Raw genomic sequence first — 17,908 nt, 5'->3', positions numbered from 1 at the left:
TAACACAGCGCTGTACAATGCCGCGACTATATTTCCTGCTGGCATGGCCGTCCGTTCGGTAGCGAACGGACGCTGCTTTGCCCCGCGCCCTACAGTCCATCACTGCCAGGGCTGCCGGATCACGGATCACGGATCGGCGCGGGCGCTGCCACCGGACGCCATCATGCAATCATTCTTCAAACGCATCTCCATTTCCGTTTCCACCTCGGCCCTGCTCACCCTGGCGTTCGGGCTGTGCCTGACGGCCCTGTGCTACGCCTCGGCACGCCAGATCGAAGCGGAAAGCACGCGGCTGCTGCTGCAATACCACGCCAGCGGGCACACCTTGGGCGCCGCCCTGCTGCCCGCCAACGGCATGGGCCTGGATGCCAACCGCCGCGGCTCGCTGTACGTGCTGCTGGGCGGAATCCTGTCTAGCCTGCTGGCGGCCGCGTATGTGTATCAGCTGGTGTCACGCAACAGCGTAATTGCCCGCATCACGGGCGAACGCACGGCGGCGCTGCAATTTGCCAATCTGCGCCTGTCCGAAGACATCGCCGCGCGCATGCACAATGAAAAATCGCTGCGCTTGCGCGAACGCATCATCGAAGTGTCGGCCAATGCCATCATCCTGTGCAGCGCCGATGCGCCCGGCTACCTGATCGAGTACGTCAATCCCGCCTTCGAGCGCATCACCGGCTATGCGGCCGGCGAAGTGATCGGCCAGCGCCTGGAAGACTTGCAGGGACCGGAGCAAGGCCGGCAAGACATGCACGCCATTGCGGCGGCCCTGCGCGAGCAGCGCGAAGGCAAGGCCATCGTGCGCAATTTCCGCAAGGATGGCAGCTGCTACTGGAGCGAGCTGTTCGTCGCGCCCGTGCGCGACGATGGCAATGGCCCCGTCAGCCACTTTGTCGTGGCGCAATACGACATCAGCACCGTCATGCGCTTCGAACAGGAGATGGAATTCCAGGCCAGGCACGATATCCTCACAGGCCTGGCTAACCGGGCCCTGCTGCGCGAACGGCTGGACCAGGCGATGGCCGTGACGCGGCGCAGCGGCCTGCCCCTGTGGGTGGTCTTCATCGACCTCGACCGCTTTAAATTCGTCAACGATACCCTGGGACACGATGCGGGCGACAGCGTGCTGAAAAACGTGGCCGAACGGCTGCGCGACGCCACGCGCGAAGTCGACACGGTGGCGCGCCTGGGCGGCGACGAATTCGTGCTGCTGCTGCCCCAGCATGGCGGCGGCGAACCGGGCGCGGCCACCCTGCAGCGCATCCTCGACGCCGTGGCCCAGCCGCTGCAGCTGGGCGAGTACGAATTCATCCTCAGTTGCTGCATGGGCGTGGCCGTGTATCCCGACGATGGCCAGGATGCCGACACCTTGATCAAGCATGCCGACATCGCCATGTACCGCGCCAAGGAACAGGGACGGGGCCACTGGCAATTCTATGCCGCAAGCATGAATGCGGGCACCCTGGAGCGGCTGGGACTGGAAAGCGAGCTGCGCCACGCCCTGGAACGGGGGCAGTTCCACCTCGAATACCAGCCCCAGCTGGATCTGGCCAGCGGCGCAGTGGTGGGCATGGAAGCGCTGCTGCGCTGGACCCACCCGCAGCTGGGACGGATTCCGCCGGCCAGCTTCATCGGCCTGGCCGAGGAAATGGGCTTGATCATCCCCATCGGCGACTGGGCCCTGCACACGGCATGCGGCCAGGCGCGCGCCTGGCAACTGGCGGGCCATGGCCCGCTGCGCCTGGCTGTCAATCTGTCGGCGCGGCAATTCAAGCAAAAGAACCTGCTGCACGCGGTGGCGCAGGCGCTGGCCGCAACGGGGCTCGCTGCCGTCCATCTGGAATTGGAATTGACTGAAAGCATGGTCATGCATGACGTGGAGCAAGCCACATCCATCATGGCCAACCTCAAGGCGCTGGGCGTGCAACTGTCGATCGACGACTTCGGCACCGGCTATTCCAGCCTGGCCTACCTGCGGCATTTCCCCATCGACGTGCTGAAAATCGACAAGTCTTTCGTCAGCGACATCGCGCACGGCGACGACGCAGCCATCGTGCGCGCCATCATTTCGCTGGCGCACAGCCTGCGCCTGAAAGTGATTGCGGAAGGCGTGGAAACGGCGCAGCAGCTGGCCTTCCTGCGCGAGCACGGCTGCGACCAGATGCAGGGCTACCTGTTCAGCCGCCCCCTGACCGCCGCCGCCTTCGAAGAACTGCTGCTGGAGAGAAAACTGCTGCCGGCTTAGAAGGCGTGGCGCAAGCCGATGTTCAGCGCGCGGTTGCCCGTGCCCACTTCCGTGGCGTTGCCCACCATGTAGGCGGCGTCGTTGCGGTTGCGGATATGCGCGTAGGCAACATACAGCTTGCTGCGCTTGGACAAGGCATACGTGGCGCCGATGGCCAGCTGCTGCGCGTCGCGGTTGGCCGCATTGCGGTCATCCTTGTGGATGAACGAAGCCAGCAAGGTCGTCGCGCCCAGCGGCACGGACACGCCAACGATGGCGTCGCGGCTGTCGGTGGACTGGGCCGGCGCCTGCGCCGCGCCATACGGATTTTCGGCAAAGAACATGGTACTGCCGTCGCCCGTGTTGCGGCCATAGCCGGCAAACGCCGTGGCCACGCCGAAGTTGTAGTTACCGGCCAGAATGGTGTTGTTGACGTCGGCCTTGCCGACGTCGCCGCCACGGCTCTGGCGCGCCAGGCGCAGGGTCAGCGGACCGTTGACATAGCCGAGGGCCAGGCCCAGCGAACGCTGATCTGCCGCAACGCCCGTGTGTTCGCCAAAACCGTACATGACGGTGGCCGTGACGCCGCGCAGCTCGGGCGACGTGTAGCGCACGGTATTGTCGATGCGCGTGGCCGAATAGCCAGCCAGGTTGGTCGAGGCGCCCGCCATGCCGCCCTCGAAGGGGTCGGCCACGTCCGTCAGCGCCTGGCTTTGCAGATTGTACTGGCGGCCCACGGTCAGCATGCCCAGCGGGCTATTGAGGCCGACAAAGGCCTGGCGGCCGAACAATTGGCCGGCCTGGTCCGAGCGGCCCGTATCGCCCTGCACGCCCGCTTCCAGGGTGAACACGGCTTGCCAGCCATCGCCCAGCGACTCCGTGCCGCGCAAGCCCAGGCGCGAGCCGGCCGATACGCCACTGGTGAGCTTGCTGATGCCGCGTTCCTGCACCAGGGCCGCGTCCATCAAACCATACATATCGACGGACGACTGGGCGTGGACGGCGGGCAAGGCGCCCAGGGTGGCGAATGCGAGACAGATTTTTTTCATGATGGTTTTCCTTATGCAGGCAAAACCGGGAAAGCGTGCGGCCATGGCATAGCCACAGGCGGCAGGGCGCGCCGTGGATCAATGCCGTATCGAAAGACGACTGGCCAGATAACAACATTCCTGGCTAAGCTGTGGCGGCGCGGCCGGTGAACGATGGCGCGCGCGAGTCCGCCGTGAATGGTGCACCGCTGGCGGTGCGCGTGGCTCAGGCGCCCGGCCCGCAGGGGACGCACTGAAATGGCTGGCATCGCAGATGCGCTGGCCTTGTGACGCAGACGGGAGTTGGATAAAACTGCGTCCGCTGGCGCCGTCCGCGAAGATGAGGCAGGAGGCGCCGAGGCCGACATTATAACATCGTCAGCTGTTTTACCCCCGTTCCCTTGCCCGGCGATGGCCCTGCAAGCCGCCAAAACACTGAAAAATGGCTGTTGCCACGGTGCAGGCGATGCCGCGTCATCTATAATGGTTCCTTTTGCCAATCACACGCCAAATCATGGAATTAGCCAAGTCTTTCGAGCCCGCCGACATTGAACAATTCTGGCGCACCGAGTGGGAACAGCGCGGTTACTTTACCGCCACCCTCGATGCGGGAAAACCTTCCTTCAGCATCCAGTTGCCGCCGCCGAACGTCACCGGCACCCTGCACATGGGCCATGCGTTCAACCAGACCATCATGGATGGCCTGACCCGCTACCATCGCATGCTGGGCCACAACACGGCCTGGATTCCCGGCACCGACCACGCGGGCATCGCCACGCAAATCGTCGTGCAACGCCAACTGGACGCGCAAAAGATTTCGCGCCATGACCTGGGCCGCGAGAAATTCGTGGAAAAAGTGTGGGAATGGAAAGAAAAATCCGGTTCCATCATCACCGGCCAGATGCGCCGCCTGGGCGCCTCGGCCGACTGGCAGCGCGAATACTTCACGATGGACGAGCCACGCTCGAAAGTCGTCACCGACGTCTTCGTGCGCCTGTTCGAACAGGGCTTGATCTACCGCGGCAAGCGCCTCGTCAACTGGGACCCCGTGCTGGGCACGGCCGTGTCCGACCTGGAAGTGGTGTCCGAGGAAGAAGACGGTTCCATGTGGTACATCAAGTACCCGCTGGCCGACGGCAGCGGCTTCCTGACGGTGGCCACCACCCGTCCTGAAACCATGCTGGGCGACGTGGCCGTGGCCGTCGATCCGACGGACGAACGCTACCTGCCGCTGGTGGGCAAGATGCTGAAACTGCCGCTGACGGACCGCGAAATCCCCATCATCGCCGACGAATACGTCGACAAGGAATTCGGCACGGGCTGCGTCAAGATCACCCCAGCGCATGACATGAACGATTACGCCGTGGGCCAGCGCCACAAACTGGCGCAGATCGTCATCCTGACCCTGGACGCGAAGATCACGGACGATGCGCCCGAGGCCTACCGCGGCATGGACCGCTTCGCCGCGCGCAAGCAGATCGTGGCCGACCTGGACGCGCAAGGCTTGCTCGAGCAAGTCAAGCCCCACAAACTGATGGTGCCGCGCGGCGACCGCACGGGCGTCGTCATCGAGCCGATGCTGACGGACCAATGGTTTGTCGCCATGAGCAAGCCGGCCCCGGAAGGCACTTTCTTCCCAGGCAAGTCGATCGCCGAAACGGCGCTGGACAAGGTCGCCAGCGGCGAAATCAAGTTCGTGCCGGAAAACTGGAGCACCACCTACAACCAGTGGCTCAACAACATCCAGGACTGGTGCATCTCGCGCCAGCTGTGGTGGGGCCATCAAATCCCCGCCTGGTACGACGACAAGGGCAATATCTTTGTTGCTAAGACGCAAGCCGAAGCGGAAGCGAAAGCCCTGGCTGCCGGCAGCACGGGTCCGCTGAAGCGCGACGACGACGTGCTCGACACGTGGTTCTCGTCGGCGCTGGTGCCGTTCTCGACCATGGGTTGGCCTGAAGAAACGCCGGACATGAAGGCCTTCCTGCCCTCGTCCGTGCTGGTGACGGGTTTCGACATCATCTTCTTCTGGGTCGCGCGCATGGTCATGATGACGGCGCACTTCACGGGCAAGGTACCGTTTGAAACCGTCTACGTGCACGGCCTCGTGCGCGATTCGACGGGACAGAAGATGTCCAAGTCCAAAGGCAACACCCTGGACCCGATCGACCTGATCGATGGCATCGACCTGGAAGGCTTGATCGTCAAGCGCACGACGGGCCTGATGAACCCGCGCGACGCGGAAAAGATCACCAAGGCGACGCGCAAGGAATTCCCGGAAGGCATTTCCGCCTACGGCACGGACGCCGTGCGCTTCACCATGGCCAGCTATGCGTCGCTGGGCCGCAACATCAATTTCGACCTGGGCCGCTGCGAAGGCTACCGCAACTTCTGCAACAAGATGTGGAACGCCACCCGTTTCGTCATGATGAATACGGAAGGCAAGGATTGCACGCCAAACGACGCCGACCTGTCGCAGGCCGACAAGTGGATCATTTCCTTGTTGCAAAAAGCGGAACTGGACGTGGCCAAGGGCTTTGAAGACTTCCGTTTCGACAATATCGCCGCCACCATCTACAAATTCGTGTGGGACGAGTATTGCGACTGGTACCTGGAAGTAGCCAAGGTGCAAGTGCAACAGGGCACGGAAGGCCAGCAGCGCGCCACCCGCCACACCCTGCTGCGCGTGCTGGAAGTGGTGCTGCGCCTGGCCCACCCGATCATCCCGTTCGTCACGGAAGCGCTGTGGCAGACGGTGGCGCCATTGGCCGGCAAGACACTCAAGGCCGAGGGTGATTCGATCATGATGCAGCCGTATCCGATCGCCAACACCGACAAGATCGACGAGTCGGCCGAAGCGTGGATGCAGCAGCTGAAAGCCTTGACGGACGCCACGCGCAACCTGCGTGGCGAAATGCAGATCTCGCCATCCGTGCGCGTGCCGCTGATCGTCGAAGCGGGCAATGCCAGCGAGAAAGCAGCGCTGGCCTCGTACGCACCGTACATCCAGTCGCTGGGCAAGCTGGCCGAGGTGCAGATCGTCGATGCGTTGCCGGACTCGCCAGCGGCCGTCGCCATCGTCGGCACCACCAAGCTGATGCTGAAAGTGGAAATCGACGTGGCTGCCGAACGCGAGCGCCTGGGCAAGGAAATCGCCCGCATCGAAGCGGAAATTGCCAAGGTCAACAGCAAATTGGGCAATGAAAGCTTCGTCGCGCGCGCCCCGGCCGCCATCGTTGCGCAAGAAAACGAGCGTTTGCTCAGTTTTTCGGCGACAATTGAAAAACTGCGCGAACAGTTTGCTAAACTAGCCAGCGCATAAGGCAAGTTTGGAAGAATTGCGCGGCGTCATCCGTGACGCCGCGCAGCACTGCTGGTCTTGCCTTGGTATATACACTGTTCGTGCCCCGATCAAAAAAAACCATTGGAGACTAGCGATGCATACAATATTCAAAGCAAGCGTATTGGTGGCCGCCCTGGCCATCGCCGGCAGCGCCGCCGCGCGCGACGGCAACTACACCCCTGTCGGCACGTGGAAAACCATCGACGATGCCAGCGGCAAGCCAAAATCCCTCGTCGTCATCACGGAAAACAACGGCGTCTTGCAAGGCAAGATCGAAAAGCTGTTCCGCGGCCCTACTGAAGACCAGAATCCCAAGTGCGACAAGTGCACGGGCGCCAACAAGGACCAGCCCATCATCGGCTTGGTGATCCTGTCCGGCCTGAAATATGACGGCAAGGAATGGACGGGCGGCGAAATCACGGACCCGGCCAGCGGCAAGGTCTACAAGAGCAAGGCCGAACTGATCGAAGGCGGCACCAAGCTGCAAGTGCGCGGCTATGTGGGCGTGCCGATGTTCGGCCGCTCGCAGACGTGGGTGCGCGAAGAATAGGCAGCACACGCCCTGCCCACCGAAGCCGGCCCTGCGCCGGCTTTTTTACGTCTCCCAAGCGGCAAACCTGTTGTTATCGAGGCCGAACGCCTCTCCTTTCCGCCTATTTCCACGCCAAGGCAAGCTATGCGCGCCACCGAACATACTTGAAGTTTCCTAAATGAAATAGTGCATGCCTGTGACGCCATCGCCCTGTAGCGAAGGGCGGCATGGCTCTGCCGGATGACCTCATCCGCGGATGCCCGGCAATGATTGCCATGCACAAAGGAACCATATGAATCTCTTCAAGCGATATCTGAACCCGCTGCTCGTCTCGGCAGGTTTGCTGGCCATGGCCGCCCTGGCCGGTTGCGGCGGCGGCGACCAGGGACGCGATCCCATCCTCGGCGTGCCGGCTGCCACCTTGTCCAGCCTGGCCGTCACGCCCGCCACGGCAACGGTCGCCATCGGTGCCGGCCAGCAATTCACGGCCATCGCCACGTATAGCGACGGCTCCGCGCAAGACGTCAGCGCCAAGGCGGCCTGGACGTCGGCCACGCCGGCCAGCGCGACCGTCAATGCCGCCACCGGCCTGAGCACCGGCATTGCTGCCGGCACCTCGACCATCGCTGCCGCGTTCGGCGGCAAGAGCGCGGCGGTCCAGTTGACCGTCTCGCCCGCCACGCTGACGGCGATTGCCATCACGCCGCTCACGCCATCCATCGCCATCGGCGCAACGCAGCAATTCACGGTCAGCGGCAGCTTCAGCGACGGCGCCACGCGCGACGTCACGGCCATGTCGGCCTTTGCCTCCGCCAGCCCCGCCACGGCCAGCATCGCCGCCACCGGCCTGGCCCTGGGCAAGGTTGCCGGCAACACGCAGGTCACGGCCACCACGGGCACGCTCACGGCCAGCACGGTATTGACCGTCACGCCGGCAACCTTGCTGTCCATCGCCGTCACGCCGCAAAACCCCGTCATTGCCGTCGCCGCCACGCGCCAGCTGGCCGTCCTGGCCACGTATTCGGATGGCAGCACCGTCGACGTCACGACCGGCAGCAGCTTTGTTGCCGCCACGCCCGCTTTCGCCACCGTCGCCAGCGGCGGCCTGGTCACCGGCGTTGCCTTTGGCAGCAGCGTCATGAATGCCAGCTTCAACGGCAAGACGGCCAGCACCACCGTCACCGTGCCTGCCCTCACCCTGGTCAGCATCGCCGTCACGCCCGCCACGGCCAGCGTCGCTGTCGGTGCACAGCAGCAATTCATTGCCACGGCAACGTACTCGGACAGCTCGAACGCCATCGTCACCAACAGCGCCGCCTGGACGTCGGCTACGGTCGCCAATGCCACGGTGCTGAACACGGGCGTCGCCACGGGGATCGCCGGCACCAGCAACATCACCGCCACGGCTGGCGGCCAGTCGGGCAGCGCGCTGCTGACCGTCACGGCAGTGCTCATCCCGCCCGTCCTGAACCCGATCATTCTGGGCCGCGCGGCGCCATTCGGCGTGCTGGCCGGCACGTCCATCACGAACAATTCGGGCGGCACCACCCTGATCACGGGCGACGTGGGCGCGCCATCGCAAACGGTCGATCCGACCCAGGCGGCCGGCTTTAGCAATTACAAATCAGGCGCCATCCTGGCCGGCGCCATGACGGATTTGCAAGCGGCGATCACGGATGGCAATAGCCGGACCTGCGACGTCAGCTTTGCCGGCGGCATCGACCTGGGCGGCCAGACCTTCGGCCCCGGCGTGTATTGCTATGCGGGCGCCATCAGCATCACGGGCACCCTGACCCTGAACGGTCCCGGCGTGTACATCTTCCGCACGGCATTGACGCTCGATTCGACCGTCAATTCGGTGGTGGCCCTGAACAATGGCGCCACGGCCGACAACGTCAGCTGGCTGCCCGTCGGCCCCACCACCCTGGGCGCCAACAGCGTCTTCAAGGGCAACATCCTGGGCCAGTCGGCCGCCATCACGGTGGGCGACAACACGACCCTGCTCAACGGCCGCGTGCTGACGGCAGCTGCCGTTACCCTGCGCAACAACCAGATCACCAAATAACAGGACATGACCATGACTATCGCACACACACTGGGCGCCCTGAGCGTGATGGCCGGCGCCTTGCTGGCAAGCCAGGCGGCGCAGGCGCAGGACAACAGCTTCATCAACCCGGACTGGGCCAACAGCGCCTGGTACCTCGGCGCGGGCGTAGGCCAGTCGCGCGCCACCATCGACGAACCGCGCCTGCGCGCCAGCCTGGCCGCGAATGGCGAAACCGTCACCGCGTTCAACAAGGACCAGCGCGACACGGGCTACAAATTGTTTGTCGGCCGACAACTGAACCAGTATTTCGCCGTGGAAGCAGGCTACTTTGACCTGGGCAAGTTCGACTTCCGCTCGACCACCAGCGGCAATGGCGTGCTGAACGGACAAGCGGCCTTTCGCGGCGTGAACCTGGACTTGCTGGGCCAGCTGCCGCTGTCGCAACGGCTGTCCTTGCTGGGCCGGGTCGGCATGCACTACACCAAGACAAATACGGAGTTCAGCGGCAACCGCCTGCTGGGTTCGGCCAACACGCATGCCAGCGAGCGCAAGCTCAACGCCAAGCTGGGCCTGGGCCTCGAATACAAGTTCAGCGAAGCGCTGGCCTTGCGCGGCGAAGTGGAGCGCTACCGCCTGAACGACGCCGTGGGCAACCGCGGCGATGCGGACCTGTATTCCGTCAGCCTCGTGTATAAACTGGGCCGTCCCGCCAGCGCCACGCCCGCCTACCAGCCGGCGCCCGAAGCCGCTCCCGTCGTCGCCATGCCGGCTCCCGTCACCGTCGCCGCACCGGCGCCAGTGCCTGTCGCGGAAAAAGTGTCGTTTGCCTCGGAAGCATTGTTTGATTTCGATCAATCGACGCTGAAGCCGCAAGGCAAGGCGGCGCTGGACCAGCTGCTGGGCCAGTTGAACGGCATGGACCTGGAAGTGATCGTCACGGTCGGCCATACGGATGCCATCGGCTCCGACGCCTACAACCAGAAACTGTCGCAGCGCCGCGCCGAAGCCGTCAAGGCTTACCTGGTGGCGCAAGGCGTGGAAACGAACCGCGTCTACACGGAAGGCAAGGGAGAAACGCAGCCCGTGGCCGACAACGCGAGCGCCGCCGGCCGCGCCAAGAACCGCCGCGTGACGGTGGAAGTGGTGGGCACGAGAAAAGTCTCACGCTAACTTGTACGCACCTGTAAAAAAACCGGCTTGCGCCGGTTTTTTTTCGCCTGCCGCTTTACGCCGGCTTGCGGTGATGCTTGCTCAAATGCCGGTCCAGGCTGTTGGCAAACTGTTGCCGGTCCGACTGGCTGAAGGCGGCCGGGCCGCCCGTATCCACGCCGCCGCTGCGCAATTCTTCCATGAAGGCGCGCATCGTCAGTTGCTGGGCGATATTGTCCTGCGTATAGAACTCGCCGCGCGGGTTCAGGGCAAAGCCGCCCTTCTTCAACACGTCGGAAGCCAGCGGGATGTCGCCCGTGATGACCAGGTCGCCCGGATTAAGCAGGCGCACGATTTCCTGGTCCGCCACGTCGGCGCCGGACGGCACTTGCACGGTGCGGATGAAACGCGAGGGCGGCACGCGCAAGCCCTGGTTGGCCACCAGCGTGAGCGGCAGCTCCAGGCGGTCTGCCACGCGGTACAGGATTTCCTTGATGACGACGGGACAGGCATCGGCGTCGATCCAGATCTGCATCCCCGGCGCGGTCTGCTGGCTTCCTTCCGCCATCACAATTCCCACGCTTCGCCGCTGGGGCCCATGCGCGGCGCGCTGACGCCGAAGTGCAGATACGCGGCCGGCGTGGCGACCCTGCCGCGCGGCGTGCGCTGCAAGAAGCCTTGCTGGATCAGATACGGTTCCAGCACGTCTTCGATGGTATCGGCCGCTTCGCCGATGGCCGCCGCCAGGTTGCCGATACCCACGGGGCCGCCGCCGAACTTGAACAGCACGGCTTCGAGCAACTTGCGGTCCATCACGTCGAAGCCCACGGAATCGACGTCGAGCATGGCCAGCGCGCGGTCGGCCACCACCTTGGTGATCTCGCCATTGCTTTTGACTTCCGCGAAGTCGCGCACGCGGCGCAGCAGGCGGTTGGCGATGCGGGGCGTGCCGCGCGCGCGCTGGGCGATCTCATGCGCGCCTTCCGGGTCGATCGGCGCCTTCAGCAAGGCGGCGCTGCGCGTGACGATCTTCGTCAGCTCGCCCGTGTTGTAGAACTCGAGGCGGGCCACGATGCCGAAGCGGTCGCGCAGCGGATTGGTCAGCATGCCGGCGCGCGTGGTGGCGCCCACCAATGTAAACGGCTGCAGGTCGAGTTTCACGGAACGGGCGGCCGGGCCTTCGCCGATCATGATATCGATTTGATAATCCTCAAGCGCCGGATACAGGATCTCTTCGACGACGGGCGACAGGCGGTGGATTTCATCGATGAACAGGACGTCGTTCGCTTCCAGGTTCGTCAGGATCGCCGCCAGGTCGCCCGGACGCTCGAGCACGGGACCGGACGTCTGGCGCAAATTGACGCCCATTTCGCGCGCAATGATGTGCGCCAGGGTCGTCTTGCCCAGGCCAGGCGGGCCGAACAGCAAGGTGTGGTCGAGCGCTTCCTTGCGCTGGCGCGCAGCCGTGATGAAGATCTCGAGCTGGTCGCGGATCTTTTCCTGGCCCACATACTCGTCGAGCTGCTTGGGGCGCAGTGCCCGTTCGATCGCCTCTTCGTTGTGCGAGATGGGCGCCGCGTCGATGATGCGCTGTTCCGTGAAGCTGTCGGTCTGGATGCTCATGCCTTATCAGCCTTTCGACAGCGCTTTCAGCGCCAGTTTGATGCCATCGGACACGCCGCTGCCGGCCGGCACGTTTTTTACGGCCGCCAGCGCTTCCTTGTCCGAATAGCCGAGCGCGACCAGCGCGTTGAGGATATCCGATTGCGCATCGGGCGCCGCGTGCGCGCCGCCGGCACCGATATCGGCGCCCAGCTTGCCCTTCAATTCCAGCAGCAGGCGTTCCGCCGTCTTCTTGCCGATGCCCGGTACTTTCACCAGGCGGCCCGAATCCTGCAGGGTGATCGCTTGCGCCAGGTCGGCAATCGTCATGCCCGAGAGAATCGACAGCGCCATGCGCGCGCCCACGCCCGTGATCTTGATCAACTGGCGGAACACGGCCCGCTCGGCCGCATTGCCGAAGCCAAACAGCAGATGCGCATCTTCGCGGATGGCCTGGTGCGTAAACAGCACGACTTTTTCGCCCACGTGGGGCAGGTTGTAAAAGGTGCTCATCGGCACGTCGACTTCATAGCCGACGCCCTGGCAATCGACCAGCAATTGTGGCGGATTCTTTTCAAGCAAAATACCGGAGAGACGGCCTATCATCGCGTGTTCCTAATGTTGTGTATCGTTGTTTCTATTGATATGTGAGGGCCAAGTTGGCAACCTAGCCCACCAGGCGGCCGCGCTTCATGCGCAAGCCCTGCAGCTGGGGCGCCAGTGCGCCGAGCATGGCCAGCGCATCGACGCTGTTGGCGTGGCAAATGGCCACGCCCAGGGCATCGGCCGCATCCGTGCCGGGCAAGCCGGGCAAGGACAGCAGGCGCGACACCATTTCCTGCACCTGTTCCTTGGCCGCCTTGCCATGGCCCGTGACGGCCTGCTTCACCTGCAGCGCCGTGTACTCGGCCACCGACAGGTCGGAATTGACCAGCGCGCAAATGGCAGCGCCGCGCGCCTGGCCCAGCAGCAGGGTCGATTGGGGGTTGACGTTGACAAACACTTTTTCGATGGCTGCGCAGTCGGGCCGGTAAGTGCCCACGATTTCGCTCACGCCCTGCAGGATGATCTTCAGGCGCGGCGGCAATTCCCCTTCGGAACCCGTCTTGACGGTACCCGACGCGATATAGCGCAGCTTGTTGCCGTGTTTTTCAATGACCCCAAAGCCGGTCGTGCGCAGGCCAGGATCGATGCCAAGAATAATCATCGCCAGATTCTATAATGAATACGGCAGGCACCGGTGAATAACCGGTGCCTGCCGTTTGTACATCTTCACCCCACAAGCAACATCTGGGGTCAGACCCGGCGGGTCTGACCCCGGCATTTGCCGTTGGGCTAAATTAGTGACGGAAGTGACGCGTGCCTGTATAGAGCATCACGACGCCGCGCTCGTCCGCCGCATCGATCACTTCCTGGTCGCGCATGGAGCCGCCCGGGTGGATCACGCAGGTCGCGCCCGCGTCGACGACGACGTCGAGGCCGTCGCGGAACGGGAAGAAGGCGTCCGACGCCACCACGGAACCTGTCAGGCTCAGGCCTGCGTTCTGTGCCTTGATCGAAGCGATGCGGGCCGAGTCGATACGGCTCATCTGGCCAGCGCCCACGCCCAGGGTCATGTTATTGCCGCAGAAGACGATGGCGTTCGACTTGACGAATTTCGCCACTTTCCAGGCGAACATCAGGTCCGACAATTGCTGCGGCGTTGGCTGCAGCTTGCTAACCACGCGCAAGTCGCCGATGCCCACGTTTTTCGCGTCCGGCGATTGCACCAGCAAGCCGCCACCGACGCGCTTGAAGTCCATGGCGTTGACGCCTGCACCCAGCGGGATTTCCAGCATGCGCACGTTTTGCTTGCTCGACAGAATTTGTTTTGCTTCGGCGGAGAACGACGGCGCGATCAGCACTTCCACGAACAGCTTGGCGATTTCGCCAGCGGTGGCGCCATCGAGTTCCGTATTGAAAGCGATGATGCCGCCGAATGCCGAGGTCGGGTCCGTCTGCAGGGCGCGCGCGTACGCTTCGGCCGCATTCTTGCCCAGGGCAACGCCGCACGGGTTCGCGTGCTTGACGATCACGCAGGCAGCGCTTTGCTCGAAGCCGCCCAGGCTCTTCACGCATTCCCAGGCCGCATCGGCGTCGGCGATGTTGTTGTACGACAATTCCTTGCCTTGCAGCTGGCGGTAGTTGGCCAGCGCGCCATCGGTGGTGACCAGGTCGCGGTAGAAAGCGGCGCTCTGGTGCGGGTTTTCACCGTAACGCATGTCTTGCACTTTCTCAAATGCCACGTTCAGGATTTGCGGATAGGCGCCGCGCTCGGCGTGCACTTTCGTCGGGCCCAGGCTGGTCAGGTAGTTGGTGATGGCGCCATCGTATTGCGCCGTGTGCGCAAAGACTTTTTTCGCCAGCATGAATTTGGTGTCGTAGCTCACGTCGCCGGCCTTGCCGTCGGCCGAGCGCATTTCCGCCAGCACGGCGTCGTAGTCGGTCGGGTCGCAGATGACGACCACGTCCTTGTGGTTCTTGGCCGCCGAGCGCAGCATGGTCGGGCCGCCGATATCGATGTTTTCAATCGCGTCTTCCAGGGTGCAATCGGCCTTGGCCACCGTGCCCTGGAACGGGTACAGGTTGACCACCACCATGTCGATGGTCGGCATGTCGTGCTCGACCAGTTTCGACATATGCTCAGGGAAATCGCGACGCGCCAGGATACCGCCATGCACTTTCGGGTGCAGGGTCTTCACACGGCCATCGAGCATCTCCGGGAAACCCGTGTAATCGGCAACTTCCGTCACGGGAACACCGTTGTCTGCCAGCAATTTGGCAGTGCCGCCCGTGGACAGGAGGTTGACGCCGAGGGCGGACAGGGCGCGGGCGAATTCGAGAACGCCGGTCTTGTCGGAAACGGAGAGGAGAGCTTGTTTGATCATGGCTGTGGCTAGGTGGTTAAGTGTTCTTGGCGAATGGCGCAGGCCCGTGCGGGGCTGCGGCGGATTCAAATCTTGGCGTCACTTGCATGCCGGCATTACAGCAAACCGTGCTCCTGCAATTTCTTGCGCAGGGTATTGCGGTTGATGCCCAGCATCTGCGCGGCGTGCGACTGGTTGCCATCGGCGCGTGTCATCACGACTTCCAGGATGGGCTTTTCCACGGTCAGCACGACCATGTCATAGATATTCGATGCTTGCTGTTCGCCCAGGTCATTGAAGTAATCTTCTAGACTTTTCTGTACGACTTCCTGAATGCTTTCTTTGCTCATTTGTATGCTTCAACCGGCTGAACACCTGACAATCCGCTGCCGCGTCGCTCATGCGGGCCGCCTGCTGCCGTCTTGTCTCGGTGTTGTAATTAATATTGCATGACGCTCTGTATAGGCGCTCGCCCTTGTATTGCTTTTCACTTACTGCGTAACTTATACGTAACTTTCTTGCTATCTGCTCATGCTGCCGTGGCCATCGGTTTGATCACATCGATCAGGCCACTTTCACTGGATTCGGCGAGGCGGTATTGTAACCGTTCGCCAAATTTCCATTGCGACTCAAAAAATTGATCGACGGCCAGCAATTGCGCATCCGTCGACTCCAGCAAGTTCATTTGCTGACGGAACGCTTCGCCGCCTTCCAGGTCTTTCACGTACCAGCCGATGTGCTTGCGCGCCGTGCGCACGCCGAGGAATTCGCCATAAAACGCGTAATGGGCGCGCAAATGCTCATCCATCAGGGTACGCACTTCATCCACGTACGGCGCCGGCAGCAAGGTGCCCGTGCGCAGGAAATGATCGATCTCGCGGCAAATCCACGGCCGGCCCTGCGCCGCGCGGCCGATCATGACGGCATCGGCGCCTGTTTGATCCAGCACAAAGCGGGCTTTTTCCGGGCTGGTAATGTCGCCATTGGCTACCACGGGGATACCCACCGATGCTTTCACAGCGGCAATGGTTTCATATTCGGCATCACCCTTGTAGCCGTCGGCACGCGTACGGCCGTGCAAGGTCAGCATCTGGATGCCCGCTTGTTCCGCGATGCGGGCAATGGTCAGGGCATTCTTGTTGGAACGGTTCCAGCCCGTGCGGAATTTCAGGGTGACGGGCACGTCGACGGCATTGACGACGGCGTGCAAGATCTTCTCGACCAGGCTTTCATCTTGCAACAGGGCCGAACCGCACCAGCTGTTGCACACCTTCTTCACGGGGCAACCCATGTTGATGTCGATGATCTGCGCGCCCCGGTCCACGTTGAACTTGGCGCAGTCGGCCAGGTCCTGCGGATCGGCACCGGCGATCTGCACGGCCTTCGGCTCCATTTCGCCTTCGTGGTCCGTGCGGCGCGAGCTTTTTTCCGTGGCCCACAGGCGCGGATTCGACGCCGCCATCTCCGACACGGCATAGCCGGCACCCAGCTGCTTGCACAACTGGCGGAAAGGCCGATCCGTCACGCCCGCCATGGGAGCGACGAAAACGTTGTTGCGCAGAATGTGAGGGCCGATTTGCACTGAGGAACCTGGAATGGACGGAGGAACCTGCTATTTTAACCGATTCCCTGCCTATTTAATAAGCACTATTTTTTGTACTTCAGTGCGCCTGGAAACCCGTCCCGCTTGTGCAGCACAGCAAAACAGGGGATCGGCGAGCCCGTCCGGCGGCTCGCCCGGCTCTTAGCCCAGCTCGTCCATCGCGGGCGCGCTCAGGTGTTCGATATTTCCCCAGTGCACTAAATGCAGCTTGCCATCCGCATACGAAAAGCGGTTGACGCTGGCATTTTTCACCTGGAAGTCGCGTGGACTGTCGAGCGTCATGCCGACCGCCTCGCGGTAAGCGCACTCGAGCACGCCGCCGTGCGCCACGATGGCGATCGTCTGGCCGTCATATTGCCCGGCCCAGCGGGCGATGGCGCCATTTGCCCGCGCATAGAACTGGCGGAAACTTTCGGCCTGGCGCTCGCCCGACGGCATCACGGCGTCGATCTGGCGCGATTGCCATTGCGCATACTCGTGCGGATAGCGTGCGGCGATGTCCGCGTACAGCAAGCCTTCGAAGGCGCCATAGCAGCGCTCGCGCAGCAAGGGGTCCGTCTGCACGGGCAAGCCTTTCACGTCGGCCACGGCTTGCGCCGTCTGCTGCGCGCGCTGCAGATCGCTGGCGATGATGGCGGCCAGCGGTTCGTCCGCCAGCGCCTGCCCCAGCGCCCCCGCTTGCGCCAGGCCCGCCTCGTTCAGGGCGATGTCGATATGGCCCTGCAGGCGGCGGCCCGCATTCCAGGCCGTCTCGCCATGGCGTATCAGTAAAATCGTGGTGCTCATGCGTTATTTCTTCAGGGTAAGTGCCAGCTCGGGGTTGAGCGAGTAGGCGACGACGAGCTGGGCTTCGTCGAGGATGTGTCCATAGAGGGCGGCGTGGGCTTGCTGCCCTGTAAACCGCTCGGGTAATGCCAGGTGCGGCACGTCGAGCGCATACAGGCGGAAAATGTAGTGATGGATGCGCTCGTCATTCCATGGCGGGCACGGGCCGTCGTAACCATAGTAATCGCCGCCCATGCCCGCATCGCCGGCAAACCAGGCCGTGTAATCGTTAATGCCTTGGCGCAACGCATACGCGCCGCTGCTGTCCGGCCAGGACACGGTGGGAGCTTGCTTGCCACGCGCCGTGATGCCGCTGGAAAACTGCCCTGCGGCAATCGAGCGCATGGCAGTCGGCAAATCGAGCAAGCTCCAGTGATAAAAATCGCCGCGCGGCGCCGTCAGCGGCAGTGCCTGGTCTTCAACATTGGCCAGGCTGGCGTCTTGCGGCGCATCGGGGTCGATGCAGAACAGGGCCAGCGACTCGGTGCCGTTCGGCACCTCGTCCCAGGCCAGATGGGGATTGCGGTTGCCGGCGAGGCGCACGCGGCTGGCCGGATCGATCTCGGCAAAGGCATGGTCGGCCGGCATCAGGCCGCCATCACGAAACGTCTCGCTCCACAATCTCATCGCTTGCTCCTCTTTATAATTT

Annotated in this window: 15 protein-coding genes; 5 read left to right on the top strand and 10 right to left on the bottom strand. The window is 63.1% G+C overall.

Annotation, left to right across the window (positions count from 1 at the left end; translation table 11 throughout):
- The first annotated feature begins 163 nt into the window (after window positions 1-163).
- Window positions 164-2,245 (top strand): putative bifunctional diguanylate cyclase/phosphodiesterase, encoded by a 2,082-nt coding sequence (locus tag VPH41_RS25905; RefSeq protein ID WP_328571978.1) that lies wholly within the window; start codon window positions 164-166, stop codon window positions 2,243-2,245.
- Here VPH41_RS25905 and VPH41_RS25900 read toward each other — a convergent pair.
- Window positions 2,242-3,273, bottom strand: a complete 1,032-nt coding sequence (locus VPH41_RS25900) for a porin (RefSeq protein ID WP_328571977.1) — start codon at window positions 3,271-3,273, stop codon at window positions 2,242-2,244. The two genes, VPH41_RS25905 and VPH41_RS25900, sit on opposite strands and share 4 nt — an antisense overlap.
- Before the next feature lie 493 nt (window positions 3,274-3,766).
- Between VPH41_RS25900 and VPH41_RS25895 the strand changes: the two genes are divergently transcribed.
- The 4 genes from VPH41_RS25895 to VPH41_RS25880 all read left to right on the top strand — a co-directional run bounded on the left by VPH41_RS25895 (window position 3,767) and on the right by VPH41_RS25880 (window position 10,344).
- Complete coding sequence (locus tag VPH41_RS25895) at window positions 3,767-6,574, top strand: valine--tRNA ligase (protein WP_328571976.1); 2,808 nt, start codon at window positions 3,767-3,769, stop codon at window positions 6,572-6,574.
- A 115-nt stretch (window positions 6,575-6,689) separates the two neighbouring features.
- Window positions 6,690-7,145: a DUF2147 domain-containing protein gene (locus VPH41_RS25890; protein WP_152256200.1), complete on the top strand. Its 456-nt coding sequence runs from the start codon at window positions 6,690-6,692 to the stop codon at window positions 7,143-7,145.
- Between the two features lie 274 nt (window positions 7,146-7,419).
- Window positions 7,420-9,192, top strand: coding sequence for an ice-binding family protein (locus tag VPH41_RS25885; RefSeq protein ID WP_328571975.1), 1,773 nt, complete (start codon window positions 7,420-7,422; stop codon window positions 9,190-9,192).
- A 12-nt stretch (window positions 9,193-9,204) separates the two neighbouring features.
- On the top strand, window positions 9,205-10,344 hold the full coding sequence (locus VPH41_RS25880; RefSeq protein WP_328571974.1) for an OmpA family protein: 1,140 nt from the start codon (window positions 9,205-9,207) through the stop codon (window positions 10,342-10,344).
- A gap of 55 nt (window positions 10,345-10,399) precedes the next feature.
- Here the strand turns inward: VPH41_RS25880 and VPH41_RS25875 are convergent, their stop codons facing one another.
- The 9 genes from VPH41_RS25875 to VPH41_RS25835 form a co-directional block, all read right to left on the bottom strand.
- Window positions 10,400-10,858, bottom strand: a complete 459-nt coding sequence (locus VPH41_RS25875) for a YaiI/YqxD family protein (protein WP_152284342.1) — start codon at window positions 10,856-10,858, stop codon at window positions 10,400-10,402.
- A 32-nt stretch (window positions 10,859-10,890) separates the two neighbouring features.
- Window positions 10,891-11,946: a Holliday junction branch migration DNA helicase RuvB gene (gene ruvB / locus VPH41_RS25870; RefSeq protein ID WP_071325394.1), complete on the bottom strand. Its 1,056-nt coding sequence runs from the start codon at window positions 11,944-11,946 to the stop codon at window positions 10,891-10,893.
- 6 nt (window positions 11,947-11,952) lie between these two features.
- Window positions 11,953-12,531 carry a Holliday junction branch migration protein RuvA gene (gene ruvA / locus VPH41_RS25865; RefSeq protein WP_070222695.1) on the bottom strand — a complete coding sequence of 193 codons (579 nt, stop codon included), beginning with the start codon at window positions 12,529-12,531 and terminating at the stop codon, window positions 11,953-11,955.
- A 61-nt stretch (window positions 12,532-12,592) separates the two neighbouring features.
- A complete protein-coding gene (gene ruvC, locus VPH41_RS25860; RefSeq protein ID WP_152256198.1) occupies window positions 12,593-13,132 on the bottom strand; it encodes a crossover junction endodeoxyribonuclease RuvC in 540 nt (179 codons plus the stop codon).
- A gap of 133 nt (window positions 13,133-13,265) precedes the next feature.
- Window positions 13,266-14,852, bottom strand: coding sequence for a bifunctional phosphoribosylaminoimidazolecarboxamide formyltransferase/IMP cyclohydrolase (gene purH, locus VPH41_RS25855; RefSeq protein ID WP_328571973.1), 1,587 nt, complete (start codon window positions 14,850-14,852; stop codon window positions 13,266-13,268).
- Between the two features lie 95 nt (window positions 14,853-14,947).
- Window positions 14,948-15,181 carry a helix-turn-helix domain-containing protein gene (locus tag VPH41_RS25850; protein WP_008445162.1) on the bottom strand — a complete coding sequence of 78 codons (234 nt, stop codon included), beginning with the start codon at window positions 15,179-15,181 and terminating at the stop codon, window positions 14,948-14,950.
- A gap of 179 nt (window positions 15,182-15,360) precedes the next feature.
- Window positions 15,361-16,413 carry a tRNA dihydrouridine synthase DusB gene (dusB, locus tag VPH41_RS25845; RefSeq protein ID WP_152284312.1) on the bottom strand — a complete coding sequence of 351 codons (1,053 nt, stop codon included), beginning with the start codon at window positions 16,411-16,413 and terminating at the stop codon, window positions 15,361-15,363.
- Between the two features lie 162 nt (window positions 16,414-16,575).
- Window positions 16,576-17,220, bottom strand: coding sequence for a histidine phosphatase family protein (locus VPH41_RS25840; protein WP_328571972.1), 645 nt, complete (start codon window positions 17,218-17,220; stop codon window positions 16,576-16,578).
- 3 nt (window positions 17,221-17,223) lie between these two features.
- Window positions 17,224-17,886, bottom strand: a complete 663-nt coding sequence (locus VPH41_RS25835) for a YbhB/YbcL family Raf kinase inhibitor-like protein (RefSeq protein ID WP_328571971.1) — start codon at window positions 17,884-17,886, stop codon at window positions 17,224-17,226.
- Window positions 17,887-17,908: the final 22 nt, after the last annotated feature.

It is taken from the genome of Janthinobacterium sp. P210006, from assembly GCF_036231885.1.
In the GTDB taxonomy this organism is placed as follows: domain Bacteria; phylum Pseudomonadota; class Gammaproteobacteria; order Burkholderiales; family Burkholderiaceae_D; genus Janthinobacterium; species Janthinobacterium violaceinigrum.
The sequence above is the reverse complement of the archived record's forward strand: the minus strand, read 5'-3'. Positions and strand labels throughout refer to the sequence as shown.

Excerpts from the sequence above, each read along its gene's own strand:
- ruvA (WP_070222695.1), bottom strand. The coding sequence starts at position 12,531 with ATGATAGGCCGTCTCTCCGGTATTTTGCTTGAAAAGAATCCGCCACAA.
- VPH41_RS25835 (WP_328571971.1), bottom strand. The coding sequence starts at position 17,886 with ATGAGATTGTGGAGCGAGACGTTTCGTGATGGCGGCCTGATGCCGGCC.
- ruvB (WP_071325394.1), bottom strand. The coding sequence starts at position 11,946 with ATGAGCATCCAGACCGACAGCTTCACGGAACAGCGCATCATCGACGCG.
- VPH41_RS25890 (WP_152256200.1), top strand. The coding sequence starts at position 6,690 with ATGCATACAATATTCAAAGCAAGCGTATTGGTGGCCGCCCTGGCCATC.
- VPH41_RS25875 (WP_152284342.1), bottom strand. The coding sequence starts at position 10,858 with ATGCAGATCTGGATCGACGCCGATGCCTGTCCCGTCGTCATCAAGGAA.
- VPH41_RS25895 (WP_328571976.1), top strand. The coding sequence starts at position 3,767 with ATGGAATTAGCCAAGTCTTTCGAGCCCGCCGACATTGAACAATTCTGG.
- purH (WP_328571973.1), bottom strand. The coding sequence starts at position 14,852 with ATGATCAAACAAGCTCTCCTCTCCGTTTCCGACAAGACCGGCGTTCTC.
- VPH41_RS25885 (WP_328571975.1), top strand. The coding sequence starts at position 7,420 with ATGAATCTCTTCAAGCGATATCTGAACCCGCTGCTCGTCTCGGCAGGT.
- VPH41_RS25850 (WP_008445162.1), bottom strand. The coding sequence starts at position 15,181 with ATGAGCAAAGAAAGCATTCAGGAAGTCGTACAGAAAAGTCTAGAAGAT.
- VPH41_RS25900 (WP_328571977.1), bottom strand. The coding sequence starts at position 3,273 with ATGAAAAAAATCTGTCTCGCATTCGCCACCCTGGGCGCCTTGCCCGCC.
- VPH41_RS25840 (WP_328571972.1), bottom strand. The coding sequence starts at position 17,220 with ATGAGCACCACGATTTTACTGATACGCCATGGCGAGACGGCCTGGAAT.
- VPH41_RS25905 (WP_328571978.1), top strand. The coding sequence starts at position 164 with ATGCAATCATTCTTCAAACGCATCTCCATTTCCGTTTCCACCTCGGCC.
- VPH41_RS25880 (WP_328571974.1), top strand. The coding sequence starts at position 9,205 with ATGACTATCGCACACACACTGGGCGCCCTGAGCGTGATGGCCGGCGCC.
- ruvC (WP_152256198.1), bottom strand. The coding sequence starts at position 13,132 with ATGATTATTCTTGGCATCGATCCTGGCCTGCGCACGACCGGCTTTGGG.